Annotated in this window: 27 protein-coding genes and 2 pseudogenes; 19 read left to right on the top strand and 10 right to left on the bottom strand. The window is 65.2% G+C overall.

The features are described 5' to 3' along the window. The 3 genes from ACLD7X_RS08515 to ACLD7X_RS08505 all read left to right on the top strand — a co-directional run. The coding region (locus ACLD7X_RS08515) for a transposase (RefSeq protein WP_411423126.1) at window positions 1-665 on the top strand (665 nt) is incomplete at its 5' end. Window positions 666-695: 30 nt separating this feature from the next. After that, on the top strand, window positions 696-845 hold the full coding sequence (locus ACLD7X_RS08510) for a transposase (protein ID WP_411423125.1): 150 nt from the start codon (window positions 696-698) through the stop codon (window positions 843-845). Window positions 846-1095: 250 nt separating this feature from the next. After that, window positions 1096-1248 carry a hypothetical protein gene (locus tag ACLD7X_RS08505; protein WP_425625132.1) on the top strand — a complete coding sequence of 51 codons (153 nt, stop codon included), beginning with the start codon at window positions 1096-1098 and terminating at the stop codon, window positions 1246-1248. A gap of 414 nt (window positions 1249-1662) precedes the next feature. Here the strand turns inward: ACLD7X_RS08505 and ACLD7X_RS08500 are convergent, their stop codons facing one another. The 3 genes from ACLD7X_RS08500 to ACLD7X_RS08490 all read right to left on the bottom strand — a co-directional run bounded on the left by ACLD7X_RS08500 (window position 1663) and on the right by ACLD7X_RS08490 (window position 6555). After that, window positions 1663-4140: a glycosyltransferase gene (locus ACLD7X_RS08500; protein WP_411423123.1), complete on the bottom strand. Its 2478-nt coding sequence runs from the start codon at window positions 4138-4140 to the stop codon at window positions 1663-1665. A gap of 4 nt (window positions 4141-4144) precedes the next feature. Further along, a complete protein-coding gene (locus ACLD7X_RS08495) occupies window positions 4145-4933 on the bottom strand; it encodes a hypothetical protein (RefSeq protein ID WP_411423122.1) in 789 nt (262 codons plus the stop codon). Between the two features lie 86 nt (window positions 4934-5019). Further along, entirely contained in the window at window positions 5020-6555 is a 1536-nt protein-coding gene (locus ACLD7X_RS08490; RefSeq protein ID WP_411423121.1) for a hypothetical protein, read from the bottom strand. 41 nt (window positions 6556-6596) lie between these two features. On the opposite strand from ACLD7X_RS08490, the gene ACLD7X_RS08485 reads away from it, so the two are divergent. The 6 genes from ACLD7X_RS08485 (at window position 6597) to ACLD7X_RS08460 (ending at window position 11699) form a co-directional block, all read left to right on the top strand. Then, entirely contained in the window at window positions 6597-8366 is a 1770-nt protein-coding gene (locus tag ACLD7X_RS08485) for a sodium:solute symporter family protein (protein WP_411423120.1), read from the top strand. Between the two features lie 166 nt (window positions 8367-8532). Beyond that, window positions 8533-9384, top strand: coding sequence for a HEAT repeat domain-containing protein (locus ACLD7X_RS08480; RefSeq protein ID WP_411423119.1), 852 nt, complete (start codon window positions 8533-8535; stop codon window positions 9382-9384). Between the two features lie 53 nt (window positions 9385-9437). Then, complete coding sequence (locus ACLD7X_RS08475) at window positions 9438-9644, top strand: DUF2997 domain-containing protein (RefSeq protein WP_411423118.1); 207 nt, start codon at window positions 9438-9440, stop codon at window positions 9642-9644. Window positions 9645-9664: 20 nt separating this feature from the next. Continuing rightward, on the top strand, window positions 9665-10054 hold the full coding sequence (locus ACLD7X_RS08470) for a DUF1257 domain-containing protein (protein WP_411423117.1): 390 nt from the start codon (window positions 9665-9667) through the stop codon (window positions 10052-10054). A 29-nt stretch (window positions 10055-10083) separates the two neighbouring features. Then, the gene (locus ACLD7X_RS08465) at window positions 10084-10479 is read left to right on the top strand and encodes a ferredoxin (RefSeq protein WP_425625134.1); all 396 of its coding nucleotides are present in this window, start codon (window positions 10084-10086) and stop codon (window positions 10477-10479) included. A gap of 23 nt (window positions 10480-10502) precedes the next feature. After that, window positions 10503-11699, top strand: a complete 1197-nt coding sequence (locus tag ACLD7X_RS08460) for an aldo/keto reductase (protein ID WP_425625133.1) — start codon at window positions 10503-10505, stop codon at window positions 11697-11699. Between the two features lie 19 nt (window positions 11700-11718). Here ACLD7X_RS08460 and rsmG read toward each other — a convergent pair whose 3' ends face one another. After that, window positions 11719-12486, bottom strand: coding sequence for a 16S rRNA (guanine(527)-N(7))-methyltransferase RsmG (gene rsmG / locus ACLD7X_RS08455; protein ID WP_411423115.1), 768 nt, complete (start codon window positions 12484-12486; stop codon window positions 11719-11721). 54 nt (window positions 12487-12540) lie between these two features. Here rsmG and ACLD7X_RS08450 point away from each other — a divergent pair, with 54 nt between their 5' ends. After that, on the top strand, window positions 12541-13002 hold the full coding sequence (locus ACLD7X_RS08450) for a J domain-containing protein (protein WP_411423114.1): 462 nt from the start codon (window positions 12541-12543) through the stop codon (window positions 13000-13002). Next, window positions 12987-13295 (top strand): DUF3143 domain-containing protein, encoded by a 309-nt coding sequence (locus ACLD7X_RS08445; protein ID WP_411423113.1) that lies wholly within the window; start codon window positions 12987-12989, stop codon window positions 13293-13295. The genes ACLD7X_RS08450 and ACLD7X_RS08445 overlap by 16 nt, the downstream gene beginning before the upstream one ends. A 40-nt stretch (window positions 13296-13335) precedes the next feature. On the opposite strand, the gene ACLD7X_RS08440 is transcribed toward ACLD7X_RS08445, so the two are convergent. The 6 genes from ACLD7X_RS08440 to ACLD7X_RS08415 form a co-directional block, all read right to left on the bottom strand. After that, window positions 13336-13491, bottom strand: coding sequence for a hypothetical protein (locus ACLD7X_RS08440; RefSeq protein ID WP_411423112.1), 156 nt, complete (start codon window positions 13489-13491; stop codon window positions 13336-13338). A 31-nt stretch (window positions 13492-13522) separates the two neighbouring features. Next, window positions 13523-14164: a dethiobiotin synthase gene (gene bioD / locus ACLD7X_RS08435; protein ID WP_411423111.1), complete on the bottom strand. Its 642-nt coding sequence runs from the start codon at window positions 14162-14164 to the stop codon at window positions 13523-13525. After that, complete coding sequence (locus tag ACLD7X_RS08430; protein ID WP_411423110.1) at window positions 14161-14937, bottom strand: methyltransferase domain-containing protein; 777 nt, start codon at window positions 14935-14937, stop codon at window positions 14161-14163. Before ACLD7X_RS08430 ends, bioD begins: the two co-directional genes overlap by 4 nt. Then, the gene (locus ACLD7X_RS08425; RefSeq protein ID WP_411423109.1) at window positions 14919-15596 is read right to left on the bottom strand and encodes an alpha/beta fold hydrolase; all 678 of its coding nucleotides are present in this window, start codon (window positions 15594-15596) and stop codon (window positions 14919-14921) included. The genes ACLD7X_RS08430 and ACLD7X_RS08425 overlap by 19 nt, the downstream gene beginning before the upstream one ends. Continuing rightward, window positions 15587-16795: an aminotransferase class I/II-fold pyridoxal phosphate-dependent enzyme gene (locus tag ACLD7X_RS08420; protein WP_411423108.1), complete on the bottom strand. Its 1209-nt coding sequence runs from the start codon at window positions 16793-16795 to the stop codon at window positions 15587-15589. Before ACLD7X_RS08420 ends, ACLD7X_RS08425 begins: the two co-directional genes overlap by 10 nt. Before the next feature lie 249 nt (window positions 16796-17044). Then, on the bottom strand, window positions 17045-17209 hold the full coding sequence (locus ACLD7X_RS08415) for a hypothetical protein (RefSeq protein ID WP_425625131.1): 165 nt from the start codon (window positions 17207-17209) through the stop codon (window positions 17045-17047). Window positions 17210-18130: 921 nt separating this feature from the next. Here ACLD7X_RS08415 and ACLD7X_RS08410 point away from each other — a divergent pair. From ACLD7X_RS08410 to ACLD7X_RS08375, 8 genes and pseudogenes are all read left to right on the top strand, one after another. Further along, window positions 18131-19102, top strand: coding sequence for a hypothetical protein (locus ACLD7X_RS08410; RefSeq protein WP_411423107.1), 972 nt, complete (start codon window positions 18131-18133; stop codon window positions 19100-19102). Between the two features lie 641 nt (window positions 19103-19743). After that, on the top strand, window positions 19744-20502 hold the full coding sequence (locus ACLD7X_RS08405) for a hypothetical protein (protein ID WP_411423106.1): 759 nt from the start codon (window positions 19744-19746) through the stop codon (window positions 20500-20502). 484 nt (window positions 20503-20986) lie between these two features. Beyond that, complete coding sequence (locus tag ACLD7X_RS08400) at window positions 20987-21364, top strand: transposase (RefSeq protein WP_411423105.1); 378 nt, start codon at window positions 20987-20989, stop codon at window positions 21362-21364. A 92-nt stretch (window positions 21365-21456) separates the two neighbouring features. Then, entirely contained in the window at window positions 21457-22602 is a 1146-nt protein-coding gene (locus ACLD7X_RS08395) for an IS3 family transposase (RefSeq protein WP_411423104.1), read from the top strand. A gap of 261 nt (window positions 22603-22863) precedes the next feature. Next, the gene (locus tag ACLD7X_RS08390; protein WP_411423103.1) at window positions 22864-23388 is read left to right on the top strand and encodes an IS630 family transposase; all 525 of its coding nucleotides are present in this window, start codon (window positions 22864-22866) and stop codon (window positions 23386-23388) included. 53 nt (window positions 23389-23441) lie between these two features. Continuing rightward, a pseudogene (gene istA / locus ACLD7X_RS08385) lies at window positions 23442-24569 on the top strand (IS21 family transposase); the annotation flags it as partial. 370 nt (window positions 24570-24939) lie between these two features. Next, the gene (gene istB / locus ACLD7X_RS08380) at window positions 24940-25734 is read left to right on the top strand and encodes an IS21-like element helper ATPase IstB (protein ID WP_412007245.1); all 795 of its coding nucleotides are present in this window, start codon (window positions 24940-24942) and stop codon (window positions 25732-25734) included. A 343-nt stretch (window positions 25735-26077) separates the two neighbouring features. Next, a pseudogene (locus tag ACLD7X_RS08375) lies at window positions 26078-26680 on the top strand (IS630 family transposase); the annotation flags it as partial. Window positions 26681-26884: the final 204 nt, after the last annotated feature.

The raw sequence follows: 26884 nt of genomic DNA, 5'->3' as shown, positions 1-26884 counted from the left end.
ACCAGGCCGACGCTGCGGAGCAGGAGGCAGTCGAGGCCGAGGCCAGTGGCGATGAGCAGCGCAGCAAGCGGGCATCACGTCGCAGCCGTGGTGCGCGCAAGCGAGCGGATGACGCCCAGAAGCTGGCGATTGAGAAGGCCGAGGCCGCGGGCCTGGATCTCAGCACCGTTGCCGCCGCTGCCGGTACCGATCCCTTGACGATGCCGCAGCGCACGCTCCCCACCGATGCAATCGGAAACCCCAAGCCCACCGCGCAGCGGAATTTCACCGACCCCGACAGCCACATTCTCAAGGGAGCGGACGGCTGGATCCAGGGGTACAACGCTCAGGCCGCCGTCGATGGCGACCACCAGGTGATCGTGGCCATCGGCGTCAGCAACCAGGCCAGTGATGCGGTGCACCTGCTGCCCATGCTGGAGCGGATCGAGGCCAATACCGGCCAGCGGCCGGATGCCTTGATCGCAGATGCCGGTTACTGCAGCACCGCCAACCTGAAAGCCTGCGAGGACAAGCAGCTCAACGCTTACATCTCCACCAGCCGTCAGCAGCACGGCCAGCGGCCCAGGCCTTCACGGGGTCCTGCGCCCCGGGATCTGGATGCCCGAGGGCGGATGGACCGAAAACTGCGCTCTCAGGCCGGCCAGGCGATCTACCCCCTGCGCTAGGCGAAAGCTTCTCCGAAGGAGTAGACGATCGTGGAGCCCGTGTTCGGTCAGATCAAAGGTGCCAGGCGCCTGGATCGCTTCCGGTTACGAGGCCTGGTAAAGGTGAACGGGGAATGGGCCCTGATGGCCACCAACCACAACCTGCTCAAGCTGTTCATGGCATCAGTGGCAACAGGTTGAGGGCGTGGTTGATGTCGCCAGGGCCGTGGGCGGGCATTCCGACATCGCCAGCGCTCAATGCTGGCGCTCTGCCCTCGGCGCAACGTGCGACAGGCTCCTAGCCGCAGGCTTCTGCGCAGCAGTAGGACCTTGTCGCGCTGAGAAGTGCACCTTTCGGTACGAAGGGAAACTTCTGAGCCCGGAACGGCGCCGAAAGGCTGTCAAGGTCCTGCAGGAGCGTTACCGGGCCTCTGAGCGCCTGGTCTGCCGGGTGGTGGGCCAGCACCGCAGCACGAAACGCAACAACGATAAGGTTGTCTCGATCGAGGAGGCCAAGCTCCTGCATCGGCTTCGGGAGATCGCCGCAGATCAAATCCGCTGGGGTCGCCGAATGGCCCATCGGCTGCTGCGACGGGAGGGCTGAATGGTGAACCACAAGCGGGTGCAGCGGCTCTGGCGGGGTAATGGCCTGCAACGGCCGGGTCCGAGAAAGCAGAGGCGCGCACGGTGCGCGGATGGCTTGGTGCGGCGTAACCGGGCCGAGTATTCCCATTTGGTATGGGCCATGGACTTCCATTTCTACGCCACAGCCGACGGCGACAGACCCAAGTTCCTGAAGGCTATCGACGAGTACAGCCGCCTCTGCTTGGCCATCCAGGTGGGCAGGCGCAGCAAAGCCAAGGATGTGGTGGCAGTGCTGGAGGAGCCCACCAGCTTCTACCCGGCACCGGCGTTCACCCGGAGCAACACATGCTGGGAGTTCATCTCTCAGACCCTTCGGCGCTGCCACATGACCACGACCACCCACTGTGATAGGGCCTGGACAGATAAAGGGAAGTCACCTAATATTTCTGCAACCCATAGATTCCATGGCCAGCCAACGGTGATAGCGACGTCCTGTCGTGTTTGCAGTGAATTGAGCTGTCGTGCTATCTAAAGTCTGATGATTGGCTTGAATGGCGATGCGCAGTTGTTCTGCTGCAGCTCCTGCATCAGGATCCCCCCAGAGGTGCCCTTCCGCAGCCGGATAGGCCCCAGCTGGAATGGTCCACGGGCTGCAGGGCACCAGATGATAGTTCGGTCCTTCGCAGAAGTCCCGGTTCCCGCCGAAGTCGCTGGCCACCACCTGAAGCCCCAGCAGCGCGGCTTCCGCAATCCCCCTCCCGAATCCCTCGCTGCGATGCAGCGATAGAAACACATCGCAGGCCCCGATCAGCGACAACAGCTCATAGCGCTCAAGGTCGGCCTCGATGATCTTCAGCCGTGGATCCAGCGAGGCTTGCTGCTGGAGCTGCTCCCAGGTTTCGTTCACCGTCATGGGCCGTAGTGCTTTGATCACCAGTTGAACCTTCTCAGGTCCCCCAGGAGGAAAGGCTCGCTGGAAGGCCGCGATCGCTGCCCTGGGATTTTTGCGGGCCAGTGAGGACTTCACATCGAAGACGAACAGCACCAGACGCGCCTCGGGATCCAGGCCCCAGCGCTGGCGGGTGCCGAGGCGGCGCCCGGGTTGTCGGTACTGTTCCGGATGATCGATGTGTACGGCCATCGGCATCACCTGCAACGGCCGTTCATCAGGGTCACTGAAGGGTTCCAGGGCCGTGGCCGTGAAGGTGGTGGACGGCCAGAAGGCATCGGCCAGCGGAATCACGCACTCCCAGGCCTTCGGCCATGTTTCGGTTTCCCAGGGCCAGGCCACGATGGTGGTTCGCCCCCGCTGTTGGGCCATGCCCTCCCGGGCAATCCAGGCCGCATGGCTTGGCGCAGCCAGGCATACCAGGTTGAACCGGTAAGGTCCCGGCTCCCTCTTCGCAACGGCATAGGGCTGAAGATTGCGGTCGGTGGCCGGGGCGCCGTTGTTGGCCGGCACGTTCACAACGCAGAAGGGCACCTCCGCGCTCTCCAGGGCCAGGGCGGCCATTCGTATATCCTCTCCGATGCCGAACACCTCGAAGGCGTGGCCGATCAGGTTCACCCCGAAGGGACGCTGTTGCCGCGGAACCCTTGCGTCCTCGGGCATGGCTTCGGCCTCAATCTCCCCGGCTTCGTTGAAGCTCATCTGGGGCAACACATCCCTGGCTCGCTCCCGCCACCAGGAACGAAAGGAATCGAGTTCCTGAGCCAGATGAAATGCATGCTGCAGCTCCGGTTCAAGCAACCAGTGCAGCACCGCGATCAGCGGCAGCCCATGCACAGGCCTGTTGAGTATCCTCACCAGCTGCGTGTCCTGCCGCAGCAGCCGAAGCCGTGGCCACCAGGCCCGTACGACCAAGTCCGCCAGACGTCGCAATCCCCACAGGCCGTGGTGGGGGAGCTCCTTGAGGTCTGGATACAACATGTCAAGGACCAACGTCACGCTCCAGACGGAAGCCAGGCCTCCTTCGACCAAGGCCTGATCCAGCCGTTCCTCCCAGGGACGTTTCAGCGCATCAAGGCTCCAGTCCTGGGCCAGCCGAGTTGAGCCCTCAACGCCCAACAGGGGCTTTGTCTCCTCCAGTACCCATTCGAGCTCCTCGAAAATGGTCTTCCCGCTGGGTGGTGTGGCGAGGTTGTTGGAGAGCTGGAACCCGTACTCGTTCAGGGGAGTCAGGGGGACCTCTGCCCAGATCCCGCGTAGTTGGGAACAGAACTCCAGGGCTCGTTGACGACAACGCCCAGCACCTTGCCAGTCGCTGTGTTGGCGGGTCCGAACCCAAAGCTCGGGGGTCACCACCACACGTTCTGGACATTGCCGCAGCACCTCCAACAGCCACGCGTCGCGGTGACAATGCGGCAGATGCTGAGGTGGGGATGGGCTGTGGAGTTCGAGTGCCCGTCGCCAGCTCACGGCCCCTGGGCAGTAGAGGCCTGCTTCGACCACCGTTCGAAGCCCGGTCGAGGCGGCCAAGGCGCCGTGGCGCTTGAGTGCACGGCCGGATCGATCGAGATGTTCGCCATCGCCGACCACCATCAGGGCCTCGGGGTGGTGGGCCACGGTGTGGCTCCACTTTCGCAGCGCTTTGGGTTGCAGCAGGTCTCCGGCTTCCAGCCACCAGATCCAGCTGCCCTGGGCGCTGGCAGTGGCCTGCTTGAGCGCGGCCACTTCAGTGCTGGCGTCGCCCTCCCACCAGCTCAGGGTCGGGACCTCGGCCGTACAGGCCGTGATGGAGGCCACACCCGCAGCGCTCAACCGCCAGGCCACGATCTGAATCTCGGTCTGCAGGCCCGCCTTGGCCTGGGCCAGGATGAGACTCTCCAGGCTGGCTGCAACTCCCGGTGCGTCACCGATGCAGACGAGTTGAATCGTCAGGCTGTTGGATACAGGCTCGGACGGGATCATGCGGTCAACCGTCCTGCGCCGGCAGGCTTTCACTCTGTGCTGTGGCGTGCAAGAGCCGACTCGTCAGACCCCGGATTCGCCTGGACAGCTGGGCATGGTCGCGGAGCAGAAGTAGGCACTGTTCATTCATGCTGCGCAACCAGCTGATCTTCATGCTTTGTGAATCCATGCGGCGTTGGAGTATCACCCGCTCATGGTTTAAGACTTGTATGTGGCGCTGGATCGTCTCCCGCTCCCGATCGAGATCCTGTTGCGCTAAGGGTGCAGTCTTGCGCTTGCTGCTTTCGCTGGCCCGAATCAATTGATTCCAGTTCTGTACAAGAGTAGTGGCGGAATAACCGCGTAAGAGCGCGGTGTAAGGGGGATCGGCCTCGCAAATTCCATGAGTGGAGGCTCGTTCGAGCTTGTGATAGAGCTCAGCGAGCTTTGGCTCGGTCTCGAGGATCAAGGCTGTCATCGCCCCCACAAGGGGTGGTGGGGCGGCCAGGGGAGCGGATCCCGGCAGCGGGCCATCACCTTGCCAGCCAGCCAACTGATCGGCACTGCAGCTGAGCAGCCTCTCGCCATTCACCGCACTCGCTTGGTTGATTCCTGTGGCATCCAGGGTGAGCTGGTAACTCGCCAGGATGGCGGCATGGGGCAGGCGCCCCGTGCTGATCAGCCAATGGGGCGGCATGTAAACCAGCACACATCCCGATTCCCTGCTGAACCAGTTGTCGCGCAGTGCCCCGATCTGCTCGAGCAGTTCTTCCAGGTGCGCCGGAAGGGGCTGGGCTGAGGACCAGCGGAGCATGCGTAACAATCTTTATTGTCACATCTTACCATGGCAGAAGGCGTGGGTCGCTGTAAATGGGGCGTTGGTTTCTCTCTGCAAGCCGCTCACCACACATTCTCGATCACATTCATGGCTCTTAAATAGGCTGGCGTGTCTTCACTGGCGCCACCGTCGTCCTGGTTGGTGTCATCAGGAATCGCCCGGCGGGCATTGTCCGCAATCACGGCGTTGGCCAGCAGATCCAGCGACTCTGGACGCTCCAGGCTCTGCAGCGCCTCGGAATAGCGCCGGCTGTGGGAGGGCCGCACCGATTCCTGGCAGTAGTTCGAGAGTTCGCGGCTCTCGGTCATCACCCGGAAGGCGATGGCCTTGGTGTCGCTCTTGCCGAAGATCGCCATGTACAGCAGGTTCACCATCGAGGCGTCGTGCACCTGGAGGCCATAGTTGATCAGGATCTGGGGCCAGAAGCGCAGCGCCTTGAGGCCTTCGAGGCCACCCTTCTTCACCCCCGCCTGTTCACACCACTGCTCGAACTCATCCACGTCGTGGGGGCAGCGCCCCAGCGTGCGCATGCCCTCGGCCAGGATCTGGCCGGCCTGGAAGTTGCGGGTCGGCTTGCCGAACACCGGCAGCATCATGCTGCCGCGCACATCGGCCACCATCGCCGTCAGCTGGGTGAAAGTGTGGTCCCGCACCTTCTCCATGTCGCCGCCGCGGCTGAGGGTGGCCTCGATTCGCTGCACGCCGTAACCCAGCTCAGTGAGCGGGAAGGGCTGGCGGCCGTAGAGCCGCTGCCGGTCCCGGCGGCGCATCGACACGGACGACGCCTGATCCAGGCACTGGTCGAGCAGCAGCGTCAGCAGGGTCGGCAGGATGCCGGTGTTCTCGGCGTGGTAGCCGTAGCCGAAGCCCGCAAAGATCGAGGAGATGTTCTTGGCGGCCTTGATGTACTGGGCCTCCACGTTGTGAACGCCGGGCGACACCTGGATGTTTGGCGATAGCCGATCCAGCAGCCTGGCCCCGAGCAGGGCGGTGATGGCATTCGGATGGCAGAAGTTGGCGGTGAAGCTGTCGACCGGATCCCGCAGGGCACCGTGCCGGTGGAAGCCGGAGAAGAAGGCCAGATTCGGCTGGCGTTCGCACAGCACGTAGGAATCGTTCCGGAGCGGATCGTGGCTGAACGAACCGGCCAGGCAGGCCAGCACCACCTGCTCGCGATCCAGTTCCCGCCGCAGGTCGCAGGCCTCGAGCAGGTCCTGCTCGATGTGGTTGCTGTTGGCGCTCAGCACCACCAGATCACAGTGCTCGATCAGGTCCCGCAGGGTGTTCTCCTGCAGGCGCCCATTCCGCTCGTGCCGCAGCATCCGCTCCATGGTGGCCACGTGGGCCGGGTCCATGCCGGAGAGATCCCGCGCCGAGAAGGCCCCGAACAGGCTTCGCCCCGGCCGCGGGGCCAGCATCAGGCGATCACCGCCGCCGTGCATGGCGCTGTTGTAGGCCAGGGAAGCGGGGTACAGACCGATGCTGTAGAAGCCCACCAGCCCCCGCTCCAGGCCCAGGATCCGGCGGCGCACCGTGTCCTGGTCGAGGGAGTCGGCGAAGAAGCTGTTCTGCATCGGGCAGGTCTGGTCGGCCGGCATCGGACCACGCCTTCATACTGCGCCCACCGGAGGCGAGGGCGTTGGCGACGATCGACTGGCTGATCCTGATCGGCTACCTGGTGGCCAGCCTGGTGCTCGGTCTCTGGCTCGCCCGCCGCAACCGGGACCAGGCGGATTACTTCGTGGCCGGCCGCCAGCTGAAGGGCTGGCTGGCCGGCGCCTCCATGGCCGCCACCACCTTCTCGGTCGACACGCCCCTCTACGTGGCCGGGCTGGTGGGGGTCCGCGGTCTGGCGGGGAACTGGGAGTGGTGGAGTTTCGGTGTGGCCCACGTGGCCATGGCGGTGGTCTTCGCCCCCCTCTGGCGCCGCAGCGGTGTGCTCACGGATGCCGCCTTCACGGAGCTCCGCTACGGCGGGGCCACCGCGGCCTGGCTGCGGGGCATCAAGGCGTTCCTCTTCGCCCTGCCGATCAACTGCATCGGCATCGGCTACGCCTTCCTCGCCATGGCCAAGGTGAGCGAGGCCCTGGGCCTGGCCCCCACCCCCCGGGCCCGCCTCACGCTGCTGGCGATCGTGGGCGTGCTCGTGCTCGTGTACACGGCGGCGGGGGGGCTCTGGGCCGTGGTAGTGACCGACATGGTGCAGCTGGTGCTCGCCCTGATGGGCGCCACGGCCGTCGCCGTGGTGGCGGTGCAGGCTGCCGGGGGGATGGACGCCATGCTTGAGAGCCTGCGGGCCCTGGATCGGCCCGAACTGCTCTCCCTGGTGCCCTGGCATCTCCAGGACGGTCGCCTGCAGTGGATCGAAGGGGCCGGCATCTCGGTGGCGACCTTCAGCGCCTACATCGCCCTGCAGTGGTGGAGCTTCCGCCGCAGCGACGGGGGCGGCGAATTCATCCAGCGTCTGCTGGCCACCCGCAACGAGCGGGAGGCCCGCGTGGCCAGCTGGGTGTTTCTCGGGGTGAACTACCTGCTGCGCAGCTGGCCCTGGATCCTGGTGGCCCTGGCCGCCGTGGTGCTGCTGCCCGAGCAGACCGACTGGGAACAGAGCTATCCCCTGCTGGCCGTCCGTCTGCTGCCACCGGTGGCCCTGGGGCTGGTGGTGGTGTCGCTGGTGGCCGCGTTCATGAGCACCGTGAGCACCGCGGTGAACTGGGGGGCGAGCTACCTCACGGTGGATCTCTACCAGCGGTTCATGCGACCGTCGGCCTCCGAGCGGGAGTTGCTGCTGATCGGCCAGCTGGCCTCGGTGCTGCTGGTGGTGCTTGGGGTGATCACGGCCCTGCTGAGCAACAGCATCGGCACGGTGTTTCGCCTGGTGATCGCGATCGGCACCGGCCCCGGGGTGGTGCTGGTGCTGCGCTGGTTCTGGTGGCGGATCAATGCGGCCGCCGAGCTGGCGGCGATGGTGGGGGGCTTCCTGGTGGGCCTGGCCACCTCGGTGGTGCCCCTGCTGCGCGTCGACGACTACGGCGAGCGGCTGCTGATCACCACCGGGATCACGGCCCTGATCTGGATCCTCGCCATGCTCGCCACCCCCCCGGAATCTCCCGAGGTGCTCGAGCACTTCGTGCGCCAGGTCCGCCCCGCCGGCCCCGGCTGGCGCCACTGGCGCCAGCGCACGGGCGTGGAGCCCGAGGAGACCCTGCTGGACCTGATCAGCCAGCTGATCTGCAGTTGTGCGGTGCTGTTCGGTGCCCTGCTCGGGCTGGGTGGCTTCCTGCTGAAGCTCCCCGTCTGGGGCTGGGGCGGCCTGGTGGTGGCGGTGCTGGGGGTGCTCGCCCTGCGCCAGCGCGCCCGGATTCAGGGCGGCCTGCGACGGCTGCTGGGCCTGACCCCGCAGGGGTGATGATGGCCGCGGCGAACGGCCAGCTCCCCCCGTGCAATTCTTCCGCTCCTTCCTGCTGCCGGCTGCGATTGTGCTGTTGTTCGCTCTGGCCTTGTTCGCAGTCAGTGCCCGGATCTGGCTCCCGGGAGACATGGCGGCTCCCGCTCCGATGGGCTGAGCAGCTTCCGTGAGTCCCCTCCCATCCGATTCTTGGCCCCCTGAGCCGGCGCCAGCCGAGCAGGCGCCTCCCGATGGACCCTTCAGCCAGAGTCCGCAGGAGCTCTACCTCGACCCGGAGGTGCTGGCCCAGGAGCTGGCCCAGGAGCTGCTGGGCGACCCGCTCGATGAACTCGAGGGCGGAGAGCCCGCCAGTGCCGACGTGGCGGCGGAGTGTGATCTTGGGCTGACCCTGCTGGCCGGAGACCACGACCAGCGCATGCAGGGGCTGCGGATCTTCTGCGAGCACCGGGACCCGCGGGCCGTGCCTCTGCTGCTGCCCCTGCTGGCCGCCAGCTGTCCGATCCTGCGGATGAGTTCGGTCTATGCCCTGGGCCGCAACCCCAGCCCCCAGGCGGTGGAGCCCCTGCTGGCCCTCCTCGCCGGGGATGACAACGGCTATGTGCGCAAGGCGGTGGCCTGGAGCCTGGGCAACTACCCGGAGGCTCCCGTGCTCAATCCCCTGATCCGGGCCCTGCAGGTGGACATCGCGGCCGTGCGGCTCTGGGCCGCCAGTTCCCTGGCCGATGCCGGCGGCACGGGCCCGGCCAAGGCCGACCCGGCCGCCGCCCAGCTGCTGCTCAGCCTGCGCATCGACAGCGAGCCGGCGGTGCGCAGCAACAGCGCCTGGGGGCTCGGACGACTCTACGCCGACCTGGTCGAGCCCCGCCAGCAGGAGGTGGTGGAGGCCCTGCTCCAGACCATGCTCCACGACGCCGAGTCGGGGGTGCGGGACGAAGCGAGGCTGGCCCTGGAGCAGCTGGAGCAGCCCGAGGTGCTCGAGCGCCTCCAGACCCTGGTGGACGAAGGCCTGCTGGCCTGATCCCAGCGATCGGCAATCGCGGTTAGCATCCGCCCACTGCGCGCCGCTCTGGGATGGCACAGCAATCCATCCGCTTCCGCATCCGGCCCGATGGCCGGGTCGAAGAGCTGGTGGAGGGGGTGCAGGGGCAGGGCTGCGAGCGGCTCACCGAGGGCATCGAAGCCCGCCTTGGGGCTGTCCAGCAGCGTCTCAGCACGGCTGAGGCCTACCAGGTCACGCCCCAGCACCAGCCCGAAGCCCAGACCACCCAGCTTTCCTGAGTCCCAGCCTCCTCGAGACCATGTCCCACTTCAGCACCCTGAAGACCGAGCTCCGCGACCGGGAGGCTCTGCTTGCTGCTCTCATCGACCTCGGCCATGCCCCCGCCGATGGCGAGCGGCCGGTTCGTGGCTATCGGGGGCAGACGGAGCTGGCGGATCTGGCGATCAGCCAGATCAACGGTGCCGACATCGGCTTCCGGCTCAACCCCTCCAGCGGTTGCTACGAGCTCGTCACCGACCTCGATCTCTGGAAGCAGCCGGTGCCCGTGGAGCGCTTCCTCGCCCAGCTGAACCAGCGCTACGCCCTGCGCAGCATCCTGGCCGCCACGGCGGATGAGGGCTTTCAGGTCAGCGAGCAGACCAGCCATGCCGATGGCAGCATCGAGCTGGTGGTGACCCGCTGGGCCTGAGGGTGAGCCTGCCTCCCCCCCAGCCCCCGATCGCGGACCCGGCCCTGGCCTTCACGGCAGCGCCGACCCATTCCCAGGGCCAGCCCAGCGGCCTCGAGCCCCTGCTGGGTGGAGCCCTTCGTCAGAAGGCGGTCTGGGTGGATGAGGCCGTGTGCATCGGCTGTCGCTACTGCGCCCACGTGGCGGGCAACACTTTCCTGGTGGAGGAGACCTGGGGGCGCTCCAGGGCCATCCGCCAGGACGGCGACAGCACCGACACCATTCAGGAGGCCATCGACACCTGTCCGGTGGACTGCATCCACTGGGTGGCCTACGAGGACCTGCCGGGCCTGGCCGAACAGCTCTCCCAGCAGGACATCCAGCCCCTGGGATTCCCCAATCCCGCCCGGATCCGGCGCACCCTGCCCCGGCGGGATCCCGGCTGAGGCTTGTTGAGGCGATGGCGATGATTCCCACCCGCCGCTTCGGGCGCACCGAGCTGCCCATGCCCGTGCTCTCGCTGGGGGGCATGCGTTTCCAGCAGAGCTGGAGCGACCTGGCGGCTGACCAGATCACGGCGGCCAGCCAGGCCAACCTGCGGGCGACCCTCGAGAAGGCCCGTGCTGCGGGCCTCCATCACATCGAAACGGCCCGTCACTACGGCAGTTCCGAGCGGCAGCTGGGCTGGTTGCTGGCCGAGCTGCCCGATCCGCAGCGCATTCTCCAGACCAAGGTGCCCCCCCAGGCCGATGCCCAGGCCTTCGAAGCCGAGCTGGCCCGCAGTTTCCGCCGCCTGGGGGTGGAGCGGGTTGACCTGCTTTCCATCCATGGCATCAACCTGCCGGAGCACCTGGAGCACACCCTGCGGCCCGGGGGCTGCCTCGAGGTGGTGCGGCGCTGGCAGGGGGAGGGGCGGATCGGCCATGTGGGCTTCTCCACCCACGCCAGCCTGGAGCTGATCCAGGCGGCCATCGCCACCGACGCCTTCGACTACATCAACCTGCACTGGTATTTCATCCGTCAGGACAACCGGCCCGCCATCGATCTGGCCCAGGCCCATGACATGGGCGTCTTCGTGATCAGCCCCACCGACAAGGGCGGACACCTGCACAGCCCATCCCAGCGGCTGTTGGATCTGTGCGCCCCCCTGCACCCGATCGTGTTCAACGATCTGTTCTGCCTGAGCGCACCGGGCGTCCACACGATCAGTTTGGGGGCGGCCGGGCCCCAGGATCTCGATCGCCATCTCGAGGCGGTGGCCCTGCTGGATCAGGCCGACGCCTTGCTCCCCGGCGTGGTGGAGCAACTGGAGCAGGCCCGGCACGAAGCCCTGGGCGCCGACTGGCTGGCCAGCTGGGATCGGGGGCTGCCGGACTGGAGCCAGGCCCCGGGGGAGATCAACCTCCCGGTGCTGCTGTGGTTGCACAACCTGCTGGAGGCCTGGGATCTCGAGAGTTTTGCCAGGGCCCGCTACGGACTGCTGGGCCAGGGGGGCCACTGGTTCCCGGGGGCCAACGCCGATGGCCTCGACCACACGGTCAGTGAGCAGGAGCTGCTCGGGGCCCTGGCGGCGAGTCCCTGGCGGGAGCGGATTCCGGCGGTGCTGCGCCAGCTGCGGGATCGCCTGGGCGGGCAGACCGTGAGCCGCCTCAGTTCCGCCGACTGAGCCTCCTCTCCCCAGCGGATCAGACCGCCTGGCCCAAGGGGACTTTGGCCGGAATCCCCACGGCCCGCGGGTAGGTGCCCGGACAGCTGGCGGTCGGGGCCAGACACACCGCATGGCGCAGACCCCGCTCTCCGGGGAGCTCACGGCGCTGCACGGTCTCGATCCGCGCCCGCAGCTGGTGGCAGGCCCGCTCCAGGTCCGCCTGGTCCTGCTCCGACCACTGGCCGCGGTAGAGCAGGGCCCGGCCGCTGGGCGCCAGCAGCGGGACGAGGTACTCGGCCACCACAGGGGCCCGGGCCACCGCCCGGGCCACCGCCCAGTCGAACCGGCCCCGGCACTCCGGAGCGCGGCCGGTGAGCTCGATCCGTTCACAGCGCAGGCAGACGCGCTGCTCCAGGCCCAGGGCCGCCGCCATCGCCCGCACGGCCTCCACCTTGCGGCCCACCGAGTCCACCAGGGTCAGGCGGGCCTGGGGCAGGGCCAGGGCGAGCACGAGCCCCGGCACCCCACAGCCGGTCCCCACGTCGATCAGCTCGAGCGGTTGGTCGCGGTGGGGCCCCGAGAGCAGCGGCACCAGCGGCCAGAGGCTGTCGAACACCTGGGCGATCCAGTAGTCATCGCCCTCCACCAGACGGGTCAGGTTCAGCCGGCCGTTCCACTCGCGCAGCTGCTGCTGCAGGGCGCCGAAGCGCTCCACCTGGGCCGGCTCCGGCCGCCAGCCCAGCGCCTCCCAGAGGGCGTCGCGATCGGCGACGGTCGGCAGCGCGGATCCGGAAGCGGCAGCCATCCGCAGATCGAGGGGATGTGATTCCTAGGATCCCGCAGACCGGCCCCTCTGCCGTTGCTGCCCCCCGGCTCACCGTCTGGCGACGCCCCCATCCCCGCCCTCAGCCATTACGCGTTGCTGCAGCTGCCCAGCTCGGCCACCACCGAGGAGCTGCGGCAGGCGTTCCGCAGCCTCAGCAAGCGCTACCACCCCGATACCACGGCCCTGCCGGCTGCAGAAGCGGCCCAGGCCTTCCAGCGCCTCCAGCAGGCCTATGCCGTGCTGAGCAACCCGGAGGCCCGGCGGATCTACGACGCTGAGCTGCTCCGGGTGGCCCCTGCCCCGGTTCCCCGCCCGGTGGGCCCGATCCCCCTCACCCGCCCCCTGCCGGTGAGGCGGGCCCTGTCCGGTGGGGAGTGGCTGGCGCTCCTGCTGCTCGGGGTGGCGTTGCTCCTGAGCCTGGTGCTCGGGGTGGGTCTGGCCCTTGCCCGGGGGATGGAGCTGGCCCGTTCCCCCAGTTGGTGGCCACCGACCTGACCACCCGACCTGACAACCTGAAGGGCATGCCTGATCTGCCGGCCGACCAGACGCCCCTGTACCACCACCCGCTGCCGGAGCTGGAGGCCTGGTTGCGCCAGCTGGGCGCCGTGCAGCGCCCTTCCGATCCCTGTCTCTGGGATCTGCACCGCCCGGAGTGGAGTGCCCGCATCGAACTGGAGGTGGAGGATCTGCGGGTCAGCTGGCACGCCGATGGCCAGGCCTGTGTGCGCCAGTTCCCCTACGGCCTCTCGCGAGCGGATGCGGAGGCGGCGATCCTTGCCGGCCCCTGACCCATGGCAGGGGTGACCATCACACGCACGGACCGATCGATCACTGACAGAGCGGTGCTCGGCGCGCCTCCGAACTGGCCAGGGGGCCGCAGTTCACCCACTGCACGACCTTGAGCTCCACGTCGGTGAACACCACCAGGATGCCGCCGCAGAGCAGAACCAGGGCCAGGCTGACCAGGGTGTTGCGCCGGTCCATGGCGTGGCCTCGCGGGTACCAGGGATCTGTTTCAGTTCCGCAATCTATGGAGGATGTTCTGGCGCTGCCATTCCTGATCCAGCCCTGAGGCCGTGAGGGGCTCGAGTGGCGGCAGGTGGCCCAGCAGAGGCACGCGCCCCAGCTCCTGCAGGGTCCGCGGGTTGTCCGCGTGGGCAGGCCCGTTGAGGATCAGGCCCAGCACCGGGATCTGGCGCTGGGCCAGCGCCTCCAGGGAGAGCAGGGTGTGGTTGAGGGTTCCCAGCCCGCTGCGGGCCACCAGCACCACGGGCAGCCCCCAGCGCTGCAGCTGATCGATCTGCAGCCAGTCCCGGCGCAGGGGCACCAGCAGGCCGCCGGCCGTCTCCACCACCAGGGGACCTGCCACGGCCGGCATCTCCAGGCGGTGGGGCTCGATCGTCACACCCTCCTGCTCGGCCGCCCAGTGGGGGGAGACCGGGGCCTGAAACCGGTAGGCCTCGGGCAGCAGCCGCTCGTCCGGCAGATCCAGCAGGGCCTGCACCCGGCCCCGGTCACCGCCTCCCTCCAGCCCGCTCTGCACCGGTTTCCAGTACAGGGCCCCGAGACCCTGCACCAGCCATGCGCTCACCACGGTCTTGCCCACATCGGTGTCGGTGCCGCACACCACCAGCCGCAGGGCCGGCGCCGGGCTCACGGGCGCTTCTGGCCCACCAGCAGCATCACCTCCCATGTTGCCACTCCGGAGCTGGGCCAATGCTGCAACAGCCGCCGCAGCTGGCCCGGGGCGAGGGGAGCGGCGGTGGTGCTGCCGGCACCGATCGCCTTGAGCTGGCCCAGGAAGGTGCGGCCATCGGCGCAGGGCAGGCTGAAGCGCATCCGCTCCGAGCACTTCAGCTCGAGCAGCGTCTGGGCACGGGTCTCCAGTGCCTCGGCTGCGGGCAGGGGCAGCAGGGTGCAGGGCACCTGGGCCCTGGATGCGGCCTCCCTCCACTCCGGAAAGCTCCCCGCCGTCGGTACCGCCAGCCCGAGCCAGCCGGCGGGAGCCAGGGCCCCGCACCACTGCTCCAGCCGCATCAGCGGCTCCTCCAGCCACTGGAGGGCGAAGCTGGAGGTGAGCAGCGCCGCACCCGCCAGGTCGGGCGGTAGGCCGCGGTTCAGATCCCACACCTGGCTGCCATGGCTGCCGGACAGGGGATTGCGGGCCAGCAGCTCGGGGCTGGCATCCAGCTGGAGCAGGTGGTGGGGCCAGCCCTGCCGGACCAGGCTCTGCCCCACCAGGCCCGTGCCGGCGCCCAGATCCGCCCCAGGCCCCACCGGCAGGGGCAGCGTCAGCAGCCGCCGGGCCAGGCGCCAGGCGATGGCCCGTTGCAGCCGGGCGTGCCGGTCATAAGACTCCGCACGGCGGTTAAAGCCGCGCCGCACCCGTTGGCTGAAGGGCTCGGGCTGGCTCAGAGCTGTTCGATCCACCCGATCACCTGATCCACCAGGGAGTCCGCCAGCAGACAATGGCCGATCCCGCGCAGTTCGAGCCGATCGGCCTCCGGCAAGGCCTCACGCAGCAGCTGCCGCGCCTGGGGCAGCACGATCTGGTCCCGTTCGGCCTCCACGATCAGGCAGGGGGCCTGGGATGGGAATCCACAGGGCAGGCCGCTGGTGGCCTCCAGCCGGGCCAGATCCTCCAGCAGGCGCTGGCGGCCGGCCGCGGTCAGCGGAGCCTCGAGGATGGTGGCGGGCAACCGGCTGATCGGCTGGGGCTCGGCGGCCTTCTCGAGAAAGGCATGCAGCATCGCCTCCGGGTTGGGGCCCTGGAGTTCCCGCGCCATGCCGGCCAGGGCGGCCCTGAGCCGGCGGCCTCCCGGCCCCAGGGGCACGAAGCGGCCGAAGCTGGCGAGCAGCACCACGGCTTCGGCCTGGTGCAGCAGCTCCGCCGGGAGTAGATGGGGCCCGAGTGAATGGGCGAGCACCACCCGCCTTCCCTGAGCGGGCCAGGCGGGAGCCAGGGGCGGGCAGGGCCCATAACCCCGATCGGGGCTCTGCCAGCCCCAGCCCCGCTCGCGGGCCTGGGCTTCGAACGGGGCCCAGCTGCGATGATCGCCGCACCAGCCGTGCATGGCGATCAGCTGCACGGGCCGGCTCCAAGGGCGTCGAGCAACCGCTGCAGGGTGCCGCTGGGCAGATCCTGGCGCAGCACCAGCCGCAGCCGCGCCGTGCCCTCCGGCACCGTCGGCGGCCGGATCGCCACGGTGAGCAGTCCCGCTGCTTCGAGCCGCTCCTGCAGGGCCAGGGCCTCGGCATCAGCTCCGATCAACAGGGGCAGGATCGGCCCATCCCCGGGGGGCCGAGGCCAGCCTGCGGCCTCCAGGGCATCACGCCAGCGCCGGGCCCGCTGCAGCAGGGCCGGCCCCGGGTTGGTGGCCTGGATCTGTTCGAGGGCGGCCAGGGCCGCGGCCGCCAGGGGAGGCCCCAGGGCGGTGGTGTAGCGGAAGGCGCCGCTGGTCTGCAGCAGCCACTCCATCACCGTGGCGTCTCCGGCCAGAAAGGCCCCGCCACTGCCGAAGGCCTTGCCGAAGGTGCCGCTGATCAGCGCGATGGAGTCGAGGCCGTGGCCCAGCCCACGACCCTCCGGCCCCAGGATGCCGAGGGCATGGGCTTCATCGAGCACAAGGGCCGCATCGTGGCGGTGGCAGAGTTCTGCCAGGGCGGCCACGTCCGGGCTGGTGCCCTCCATGGAGAAGAGGCTTTCGCTCAGCACCACCAACCGCTGGTCGGAGCGGCGGCGCCGGGCGGCCTCCAGCCTCCGGGCCAGGTCGGCCAGATCGTTGTGGCGAAAGCGCCGGAGGTCAGCACCGCAGGCCCGAATGCCGGTGAGGAGCGAGTTGTGGATCAGCCGGTCGGCCAGCACGAGGCTGTGGCGATCGGCGAGGGCAGCAACGGCGGCCAGATTGGCCTGGAAGCCGCTGGGGAACAGCAGCGCCCGCTCCCGTCCCAGCCAGCTGGCCAGTGCGCTCTCCAGCGCGCTGTGCACCGGCCTGGTGCCGGTGACCAGGCGTGAGGCCCCTGCCCCCACACCCTCGCTGGCGGCAGCTGCCTGGGCGGCGAGGATGACCTGGGGATGGCGACTCAACCCCAGGTAGTCGTTGCTGGCCAGGTCGAGGAGGGTGTGTGGTCGCTCAGCGAGAGATGGGGCGAAGGCGGCCAGACCGGCGGGTGCCAAAGAGCGAAGCCGTCGACGACGACTGCTCTTCATCGACTCGAGCTGTTCTCGAAGTGCCGCCAGCCAGGAGATGGAGTTGATTGCGTCGAACCGACTCTGTTTGCTCACCATTTGATTGAGCGAAATCAACCGCTGCAAGACATGGCTGGAATTGGGACAAGCGAGAGCCTTGTTACGTCTCTGGCATTTATAGATACCCTGCAATCCGGGAAAGATAAGCTCTTGCCTTCATGCCATCTGTGGATGCTAGCCGATGACGTGGGCCCATCCAGCCAAGAGAGTCCTGAGGGGAAGCTCGTCCCTGATGGTGGTCCGGAGCTGCAATGCCTTGATGCTGATGGGTTTGAAACCCAATGCGTGTCAGGTCCTGCGCCCGTTGGCTGAAGGGGCACGCCCACGATGCATGTCGGAAAGCATCAGGCGAAAGTTGATGCCCAGGTCTGAAGACCACCCGACGGCATGGGCCAGGAACCAAGCCGGCGTGGCCATCTGCTCGTTGTCGAACACTTGACCGATGCAGGGCATGTGGTGTTGTCGATAGCGACGTACACCATCCCATCGCCGGCATCCTGCGAGCAGACTTGACTGCTGTCCCGGGTGATCCATGACCCACGGAGGGAAGCTCACCGGGTGAGGGCCAGATGACGTTGAATCTGGCGGTGGATGAGGCCACCCGTCAGCCATGTTCCCAGATCATCTTCGCGGCGAAGGCTGTTTGGCGTAGTTGAGCACCTAAGCCGCGGAGTGGCATGGCTCGACGGCGAGGGATTTCAGCGCCGAGGGATGCAAAGCAAGAGGGTTCACTCAACAAGTCTGACAAGAGGCGTAGGATGCTAAAGCCATTCGAATGAAGACTCCGAATGAAGGCAATGAATAAAAGGTCCTCACCCCCCCCCCCCCCACGGCCAACGGCAAGAGCGAGAGGTTCATCACAAGTCTGATGGAGTTGTTGACTTCTTTCATGACATCGTGCAACTGACCGGAAGAAGCGACCTGCTGCAGATTTATCAATGAATCCAGCCCCTATGCCCAAGCGGATAGAATCAATGTGTCAGCGACGCTGGCTTGGCCGTCAGGCTGTGCGATGCTGGATTGCTGTGCAAGAAGGGCAAGAACAATCCTGAGGAATGCTGCTACTCGGCCACCAGTTGGCAAGGCGACGAGCCGCTGGAGCAACATCAGAGGCGCCAGAATCCTTAGGCCAATAACCAATAATAATATGTCTTCTCCCCTTTGCGCCTGCTTGGCGAGAAGGCAGCCAGTCCATCATGGTTGCATCTCTGTGACCATAAGAGCCAGTCAGCTGCAGGATGGACGAAGGAGGTGCCTAGTTCGAGGTCATCGATTAAGGGCTAGGCAATCAAGGAAGTCACTGCCTAATCCGAGCTTGACGCAAAGATTGAACGCAACTAATATCGGGATGAGCATTACAGTATAAAACCCGCCATGACTGCATCTGCTTCTCCAGCCACTATGGTCGATGCATGCATGACTGTTTGGGGTAAGCCCTTCCAGACTGCGGCAACTCTGCTAAGCCTCTTTTCACATAGCAGTGAACTTATTGATCGCATCTACATCGTAGTCGAATCCCAGCAGCCCCAAGGCTTCTCTATCTCAGCGCTTGAGTCTCTGCTCCCTGACGCGCTTCGAAGAAAGCTTGTATTTTATCAGCCGAAGTATTTCCTTGCAGCACATCGCACGGATTACGATCGTTGTCTCGTGGATGCGGATTACAGGCTCTCAGTCCGGTATCAATATGGCCTTGAGTCTACGGACAAGGCTGCCATGCTTATACTGCATAACGATGTAGAATTTTTCTCATGCCCAATTCTGCCAATCCTTCATCACTTAAAAGACTATGCTGGCATAGGAGAGATCGGACAATGCTGGAATTGCCCGGCCTTTCAAGAGGAGCGTTGCGCCCCCTTGAGTTTTCAGGAGTTCATTGATAGCAAGCCTGCCTACTCTGAGGTTAAGCGGATGATTCTTAGGCACCCAAAGCTTGGGGCCGGTCGATCGTTTAAGCTCATCAAGAATGGCCTTTGGCCTCGAGATCAGCCTCTGCCAATGCCTGAATGCAGGCTCAATGAATTTTGCTGTCTTGTGGATGCAGATATTTATAGGAAAGAGGTTATCCCACATGGAACGATCCCCCCCATTGGCAGTAGCTTCTTTGTGGATACTGGAGATCGGTGGTTTAGGGAAATGGTGCTGAACGGCTACAAGTTTAAGCATCATAGTCATCCCGAATGGAAACACGGATATGTCGCCAATAGGGCAGGCTTCACGACCAAGACAGTGAGAGGTCAGCAGGATGCCAATACCCAATATGTCCTAGGAGAGCAAGCTGCCAAGAACCATTTATACTCAAAATATGGAGTCAAGCCAAGCAAGTCATATTTCCCTCTGGAGGAATAGTTTTTGCTATTGGGGCTTTGGCTCAGGAGCGGTTTCAACAATTTTTCACAGGAGTCTATCCGGTAATCTGCAGCCGCCTCATGAGCCACTGACTCCGTAAACGGTATGAAACCCTCTTTTGCATGGAGACATGATTGACAGCCAGTTATTTGGCAGAAGCGGATTGGGTGCATCTTAAATCTGAGGTGGATATCTGTTCCCGCGCAGAGGTGACAAGTTCGACCTTCAGCAACTAATTCTTGAATCGACCACCATCCCCAGGTCTTACTTGAATTGACAATCGAAAGCGGCACCGACAGAGCTGGACTCGATTTAATCGCCACAGCAGATCTCGGATCTGTAAGCGCTGCGAGAAGAACACTCAGACAACTCCTTCGTGCGTCTTATAGTCTGCTCGAAGTAAGAAGGCTGGGCAGCCAAGCCACTGATAAACAGACGGGAAGAGATCGATCTCCCGACAGCCAATGGCTTGCAAATCAGGTTAGCCACCGCACATTAAAACTCACAAGCTGCCATATCTAGTATCAGCCTTGCTGCAACCCTCGCACTCCTCCTGAATCTTTGCCATATAAACAATGAACAAACGATCCGTCACAGTTGTCATCGTGGGTAGTCCAATACCATCCCATCCCAGTACTACGTTGATTGAAACTGTTATCGATTCGTTGTCACATCTGGGACTGGATCGGGGAACCAGTATTCTGCTCGCGCATGACGCCATGCCTCCATTGGATATGGAGTGTGAAGACCCAGAGAAGTGGGGTCATATTGTCAACGTGGGAGAACGATATGATGATTACTTTGCCAACCTATCAAAGTCAAAAAGTGTTCGGCGTGCCCGTGCAAAGATATTGAGAGCACCCTCGTGGGGGCACCTTTCTGGGACAATCAAATATGCCTTGACATTTGTAAAGAGCAAATACGTTCTAATCATGCAGCATGATCTGCCGTTCATCCGCGCCATTCCTCTAGGAACATGTATTGACGCTATGGAGGCCCATCCTCGGATACGACACTTGCGCTTTAACTGGCGCCGTAATATTCCGGCTGGTTATGACGCATCTGGCCCTAGAGGGGATGCAAAGCAAGAGCGCCCCGAATTTTTTAGTCAACTACAGTTCCTGCTCCCAAATGCTTCACATTTTAATGTGATGCAGACACTCGGCTGGAGCGACATTAACCATCTGTGCAGAACTACGTATTACGAAGAGGTGATTCTGCCGCTTCTTGATGGGCGCAAGACAGCTCCTGAGCACTTGGTGAACAAGTTTGCATGCAAGGCAACCCATGGCCTGTTTGGTACATATATCTATGATTCCTTTGAGAGTCCACCAGCGATCAAGCATTTGGATGGCCGCTTGTTTGTGGATTCCTCGAGCAATGCATCCAAGTCCTTGTAAGCCTAGTCAGTCTCGACAAGCAACTTTTGGAATGCCAAGCCAACCTAGTGTCCCTTTCAGGGGATTTACGACCAACGTCGCTGCCGCTTCTTCAGGATTGAATCCGCTGCCGTGACGTTAACCCCTTTATCGCTCCAGGCTTTGTGAGCGGTTGGTCATGGTCATGCGGCAGCTCCCTGTTGACCTGCCTCCAGGGGCATACACACCTGGAGGGCTGAAGGCGGCCGGGAAGTACTTCTTCCTGGCGTTGGCCAACGATCGGCCAGGATCTGCGCCTCTGGGACTGTGGAGCTGCCCGCAGCGATGCCTGAGCTTGGCTTTCTCGATCAAGGCGACCTTGCTGCCTGGGCATGGCGTTCAGAAGCCCGGTAGTGCTTCCGCAGAGCCACGACGACCCTGTCGCACCGAGTGTGCCGAGGCCCCCGGGTTCAGGAAAGATGTCACCCCTCTCATCCGTACACCCGGGGGCTTGAGGAGATGACCAATGCGTCGCTACAGCGAGGCTGTCAAGGCTGATGTGAGGAGGCGGATGAGCCCGCCGCAGAGGCAGAGCGTGGCCCGGATTTCAGAGGAGCTGGGCATCCACGTGATCACCCTCTACAAATGGAGGAAGACGTGGCGGTTGCAGGGAGAGGTGGTGCAGGCATCCGAGAAGGAACCAGAGGGCTGGAGCGCTGCCGACAAGTTCACGGTGGTGCTGGAGACGGCCGAGTTGAACGCCACCGAGCTGGGCGCCTACTGCCGCGAGCGGGGGCTCTTTCCTGAGCAGGTGAGCCGCTGGCGGCAGGCGGCCCAGGATGCCAACGCCAAGCCGGTGCTGACGATGGCCGAGCAGAAGGAGCTCGAGAAGCTCCGCGCCTAGGACCAGCGGCAGATCAAGGCCCTCAAGAAGGAGCTGCAGCGCAAGGAGAAGGCCCTGGCGGAGGCAGCGGCCTTGCTGGTGCTGCGAAAAAAGTGGGAGGCCTTCTGTTCGGAGGACGCGGAAGGCTGACCAGCGCCGCGCACCGGCGGAAGGCGATCGAGCTGATCGGTGAGGCCAATGCCAGCGGCGCCACCCTCAGGGCTGCCTGCGGGGAGATCGGCATTTCCCTGCGCACTCTCAAGCGCTGGCGGCGTGCCTTCCTGGGTGATGGGGACGGTGAGGACCGCCGTAAAGGCAGCCCCCGCCATGTCGTTCACCGCCTGAGTGAGGAGGAGCGCCAGCGGATCCTGCTCACCTGCAACCAGCCGGAGTACGCCTCGCTGCCGCCTGGACAGATCGTGCCGGCCCTGGCTGACCAGGGGTTGTTCATCGGCTCAGAGGGCAGCTTTTATCGGGTGTTGCACCAGGCAGGGCAGTGCCACCGCCGCGGGCGTGCCCGGCTGCCGCAGGAACCGCGCTCCGTACCGCGGTTGAGAGCGGATCGCCCCAATGCGCTCTGGTCGTGGGACATCAGCTTTCTGCCGACCACGGTGCGGGGTGTGTGGCTGTACCTCTATCTGGTGGTCGACGTCTGGAGCCGCAAGGTGATGGCCTGGGATGTGGCCGAGGTGGAGTCGGCTGAGATCGCGGCGGATCTGGTGCAGCGGGCCTGTCTAAGGGAGCGCTACCGCCGGCCCAGCGGCTTTGGCAGCCACCAGTGTCCGCAGACGCCCCTGATCCTCCACGCCGACAACGGCAATGCCATGCGTGGGGCGACACTGGAATCACGGCTGGAGGAGCTGGGTGTGCTCAGATCCTTCTCCAGGCCAAGGGTCTCCAACGACAATCCCTACTCGGAGTCCCTGTTCCGCACGCTCAAGTATCGGCCGGATTACCCCAGCCGACCATTCTCCAGCAAGGCGGAGGCCTGCGAATGGGTGGCGGCTTTTGTGGACTGGTACAACCACCAACACCGCCACAGCAGCATCAAATTCGTCACGCCTCACCAGCGTCACAGCGGTACCGCCACCGCAATCTGCCGGGAGCGAACCCATGTCTACGAGAAGGCCCGTCAGGTCCATCCAAGACGCTGGAGCCGATCCACTCGCTGCTGGCGCCAACCCGAAGAAGTGTGGATCAACAAGCCAACAGAAGAGCCCGATCCGATCCTCGCGATACCCTTAAGCGCGGCCGCCTGAGTGGCAGCCAAGGAGTGACACCTTCCCTGAAAGTCACCGAGGTGCGCTGTGCAGCGCAGCGAGGTTCCAGGCTCAGCAGTGTCCCTTGGCAAGATCCTAATGATTCACAGACGCCTGCGGCTAGAACACTGCCATCTCCATCTCTGCTTCCGCCAGAAGCTTCTACTCCTTCAGAGAAGCCTTCGGCTAGTGTGCCGTCCCGGAAATAACATCTAGAATACGGAGTGTTTCCCGGGGCGCTCCTTGGCTCTTGGTCGTCCGATGCCGCCGCTGGTTCTCAGCGACGACGAGGTTCAGCAACTCCAGGCTCTCGCCAGCTCCCGTTCACTGCCGCACTCCATCGTCCAGCGCGCCCAGATCGTGCTGGCCTGCGGGGCTGGGGAGACCAACACAGCCATCGCCAAACGGATGGGGCTGACGGGCATGACCGTCGGCAAGTGGCGCAAGCGCTACCGGGAGCTGGGCCTGGAGGGACTGCACGATGAGCTCAGGCCTGGCCGTCCGCGCACCTATGAGGACGACACGGTGGCCGAGGTGATCAACCGGGCACTCCAAACCAAGCCAGCTGATGGAAGCACCCAGTGGAGTGCCCGCTCCCTCGCCGCTGCCACCGGAATCTCCAAAACCACCGTGCACCGCTGGCTGCAGACGTTCTCGGTCCAGCCCCACCGGCAGAAGCATTTCAAACTCTCGACCGATCCCTTCTTCGTGGAGAAAGTCCGCGACATCGTCGGTCTGTACTTTGTCCGGCGACGATTAGATAGGCGGGACCGCGCAACTACATAGGCGGGTCTCAGATCGCGACAACAGGGCTCCGATCACGGTCTGGAGTCCCAGCGATGCCCGCCCCTCTGTCGTTGCGGATCAAGGAGCGGTACATGGCCAGACGGGCCGAGGGGCTCAGCCAGCAGGTGGCGGCCGATGCGGTGGGGATCTCGCTGCGCAGCGCCCAGCGGATCGACAGGGGTGAGCTGCAGCCCCAGGGGCAACAACAACAGCGGGGCCGCCACTGGCGTACCCGTGCCGATCCGCTGGCGGACGTCTGGGAGAGCGTGCTGGTGCCCATGCTGGAGAAGGCACCGCAACTCGAACCCCAGACGCTGCTGCTCCATCTGGAGCAGACGTTTCCAGGCCAGGAGTGGTTTCGCCGCAAGCGCACCCTGCAGCGCCGCGTTGAGCAGTGGAAGGCCCTGCACGGTCCGGCCCAGGAGGTGATGTTTCTGCAGCACCACCAGCCCGGCGTGATGGGCATCTCCGACTTCACTCTGCTCAAGGGCGCGCCCATCACCGTGGCCGGTGCGGTGCTCGAGCACCGGCTGTTCCACTTCCGCCTGCCCCATTCGGGCTGGTGTCATGTGGAGGTGATCCACGGCGGTGAGAGCTTTGTCGCCCTCGCCGAGGCACTGCAGAACGCCCTGGCGGCCTGCGGTGGGGTGCCGGCGGAGCACCGCACCGACAGCCTCAGCGCCTGCTTTCGCAACCGGAACGGCAGCTACGCCGGCGATTACACCAGCCGTTACCGCGAACTCTGCGCCCACCTGGGCGTGATCGCCACCCGCAACAACCGCGGCATCGCCCACGAGAACGGCGCCATCGAGGGCCCGCACCGGCACTGGAAACACCGGCTGGAGCAGCAGTTGATCCAGCGCGGCAGCAGGGATTTCGAGACGGAAGCGGAGTACCGGCAGCTGGTGGCCCAGGTCACCGCCACGCTCAACAATCGCCACGAGGTGGCCGGCAACCTGGCGATCGAGCAACTCCACCTGCAGCCGCTGCCGGTGGAGCGCTTTGCCGACTACGAACCGGTGGTGGTGCGGGTGCGGAGCACCAGCACGATCGAGGTGCGCTCGGTCACCTACAGCGTCCCGTCACGGCTGATCGGTCAGCAGCTGACGGTGCACCTGCGCCACGACCGGCTGGATCTGTTCCTGCGCAGCCAGTACGTGGAAACCCTGCCGCGGCTCCATGGCCAGAAAGGGCAGAAGGCGCTGCGGCGGATCGATTTCCGCCATGTGATCGAAAGCCTGCGCCGCAAACCCAGAGCCCTGCTGCGCGCCCAGCTGCAGACCGACATCCTCCCCGGCGAGAGCTGGCGGCAACTGTGGCGAGCGCTCCTGGCAGCCCTGCCGCCGGATGAGGTCGCCAAGGTCATGGTCGACGCCCTCCATGTCGCCGCCCGCACAGGCGACCTCGCCGGTGTGGAGCGGTATCTGCGCCGTCAGCTGCGCAGCGGTGAACTCAGCCTCAGTTCCCTGCGCGATCACTACGGCCTGCGGCCCCCGAGGGGCCTGGCGGCCATGCCCCAGCTCGACATCCCTGAACACCGACTGAGCAGCTATGACGAACTCCTGGGTGGAGCCCCCCAGCCGGCCGGCGCTGGAAACGGCTCTGCCATCTCTGTTGAAACAGTTGAAACTGGCCCAGTTCCGCAGCCAGTGGCAGGCGGCCGAACAGCAGGCCACAGCCGAGGGCTGGGATCCCGCCAGCTACCTGTATGTGCTGGTGGAGCAGGAGCACCAGCAGCGCCACCAGGCGCGGCTGCGGCGGCTGTTGCATGAGGCCCAGCTGCCGCTGCCCAAAACCCTGGCCGATCTCGACTGGGGGGCCATCCCCGATCTGGACCGGGCTCAGATCGAGCAGCTGGCCCATGACACCGGCTGGTTGGATCGGGCCGAGAACCTGCTGCTGTTTGGCCCCAGCGGGGTGGGCAAGACCCACCTGGCGGCCGGCATCTGCCGCAGCCTGATCGCCCTGGACCGCTCGGCGCGCTTCTACTCCGCCACCATGCTGGTGCAGGAGCTGCAGCGGGCCAAGGCTGACTACGCCCTGGCCAAGGCACTCAACCGGCTGGATCGCTTTGCCCTGCTCGTCATCGACGACATCGGCTACGTGCGCAAGGACGAGGCCGAAACCTCGGTTCTGTTCGAGCTGGTGATGCACCGCTACGAGCGCAGGTCCCTGCTGGTGACCAGCAACCAGCCGTTCAGCGAGTGGGAGAACGTGTTCTCCACCAGTGCCATGACGGTGGCGGCGGTGGACCGGCTGGTGGACCACAGCACCATTGTTCAAATAAGTGGCGAGAGCTATCGCCGCAGGCGGGCCCGTCGCCTGGGCCGCTCCGGCACAGGCTGATTCATCGCCCTGGCCAGGCGTCAATTACCCGCCAACCGCCCCGAGCCCCCTGGCGCCAGCTGCCGGTGATGGGCTCCGCGCTGCCGTCGGACCGTGGGGTCCGCCGGCTCGTGCGCTCCGCTGCAGGGCGCAGGCGGGTCGGCAGGAGCAACGGCCAATGGGCTTGAGGCCTGGGGCCGATCAAAAACCCTGGGGCACCGTGGGGTAAAGCGGCCGGGGTGGACCAGTTTTCGTGTCGCCGGCTCAATTTTCGCTGTCCTCCCCCCCTGCCATGGCAGGGGGGGAGGAGGTCCGGGGGAACCCGCCTACGTAATTGACGCGACCCGCCTACGTAGTTGACACCGGGCAGTACTTGAACCCGCCGGACAAGGCGATGGTGCTCTGCGTCGACGAGAAGACCCAGATCCAGGCCCTGGACCGCACCCAGCCGCTGCTGCCCATGGGGCTGGGCTATGTGGAGGGGGTGACGCATGACTACATCCGTCACGGCACCACCACCCTGTTTGCCGCCCTGGACGTCGCCACTGGGGAGGTGATCACCCAGTGCAGACCGCGCCACCGGCACCAGGAGTTCCTGGGGTTCCTGCGCCAGATCGAGACGTCCGTGCCCGAGGATCTGGACGTCCATCTGATCGTGGACAACTACTGCACCCACAAGCACGCCAAGGTGCGGTCCTGGTTGGCGCAGCGGCCCCGCTTCCATGTCCACTACACCCCCACCTACGCCTCCTGGCTCAACCAGGTGGAGCGCTGGTTTGGGATCATCACCCAGCGCGCCATCCGGCGCGGCAGCTTCTCCAGCGTCAAGGAGCTGATCGCCAGGATTGAGCAGTTCGTGGCGGCCTACAACAAGACCAAGGCACCGTTCAACTGGACGGCCACAGCGGACTCAATCCTGGAGAAACTCCAGCGACTTTGCTTGCAAATCTCCGGGACGGCACACTAGAGACGGGCGTTCTTCTTCTCCAGCTGCGTCCCCCGCCTGGCTTCCTCGGCCTGCATCTCCGTATTGCTGTCTCCAACGGTGGTAGGTGGGCTGTGTCACCTTGCTCACACGGCAGACGTGGCAATGGTCTTTCCCTGGGCGAGCAGTTGCTCGGCGGGTTTCAGCTTGCGGATGATCTGCTCGGCTGATGACTCGTACACACCA

It is taken from the genome of Aphanothece microscopica RSMan92 (assembly GCF_046613545.2).
Classification (GTDB): domain Bacteria; phylum Cyanobacteriota; class Cyanobacteriia; order PCC-6307; family Cyanobiaceae; genus NIES-981.
This window is presented reverse-complemented; position numbering and strand designations above follow the sequence as displayed.

What these genes read in the sequence shown, in the direction of transcription:
- ACLD7X_RS08500 (WP_411423123.1), bottom strand. Translation starts at nt 4,140, where the DNA reads ATGATCCCGTCCGAGCCTGTATCCAACAGCCTGACGATTCAACTCGTC.
- ACLD7X_RS08495 (WP_411423122.1), bottom strand. Translation starts at nt 4,933, where the DNA reads ATGCTCCGCTGGTCCTCAGCCCAGCCCCTTCCGGCGCACCTGGAAGAA.
- ACLD7X_RS08490 (WP_411423121.1), bottom strand. Translation starts at nt 6,555, where the DNA reads ATGCCGGCCGACCAGACCTGCCCGATGCAGAACAGCTTCTTCGCCGAC.
- ACLD7X_RS08475 (WP_411423118.1), top strand. Translation starts at nt 9,438, where the DNA reads ATGGCACAGCAATCCATCCGCTTCCGCATCCGGCCCGATGGCCGGGTC.
- ACLD7X_RS08470 (WP_411423117.1), top strand. Translation starts at nt 9,665, where the DNA reads ATGTCCCACTTCAGCACCCTGAAGACCGAGCTCCGCGACCGGGAGGCT.
- rsmG (WP_411423115.1), bottom strand. Translation starts at nt 12,486, where the DNA reads ATGGCTGCCGCTTCCGGATCCGCGCTGCCGACCGTCGCCGATCGCGAC.
- ACLD7X_RS08440 (WP_411423112.1), bottom strand. Translation starts at nt 13,491, where the DNA reads ATGGACCGGCGCAACACCCTGGTCAGCCTGGCCCTGGTTCTGCTCTGC.
- ACLD7X_RS08420 (WP_411423108.1), bottom strand. Translation starts at nt 16,795, where the DNA reads ATGGTGAGCAAACAGAGTCGGTTCGACGCAATCAACTCCATCTCCTGG.
- ACLD7X_RS08415 (WP_425625131.1), bottom strand. Translation starts at nt 17,209, where the DNA reads ATGCCCTGCATCGGTCAAGTGTTCGACAACGAGCAGATGGCCACGCCG.
- ACLD7X_RS08410 (WP_411423107.1), top strand. Translation starts at nt 18,131, where the DNA reads ATGACTGCATCTGCTTCTCCAGCCACTATGGTCGATGCATGCATGACT.
- ACLD7X_RS08400 (WP_411423105.1), top strand. Translation starts at nt 20,987, where the DNA reads ATGCGTCGCTACAGCGAGGCTGTCAAGGCTGATGTGAGGAGGCGGATG.
- ACLD7X_RS08390 (WP_411423103.1), top strand. Translation starts at nt 22,864, where the DNA reads ATGCCGCCGCTGGTTCTCAGCGACGACGAGGTTCAGCAACTCCAGGCT.
- istB (WP_412007245.1), top strand. Translation starts at nt 24,940, where the DNA reads ATGACGAACTCCTGGGTGGAGCCCCCCAGCCGGCCGGCGCTGGAAACG.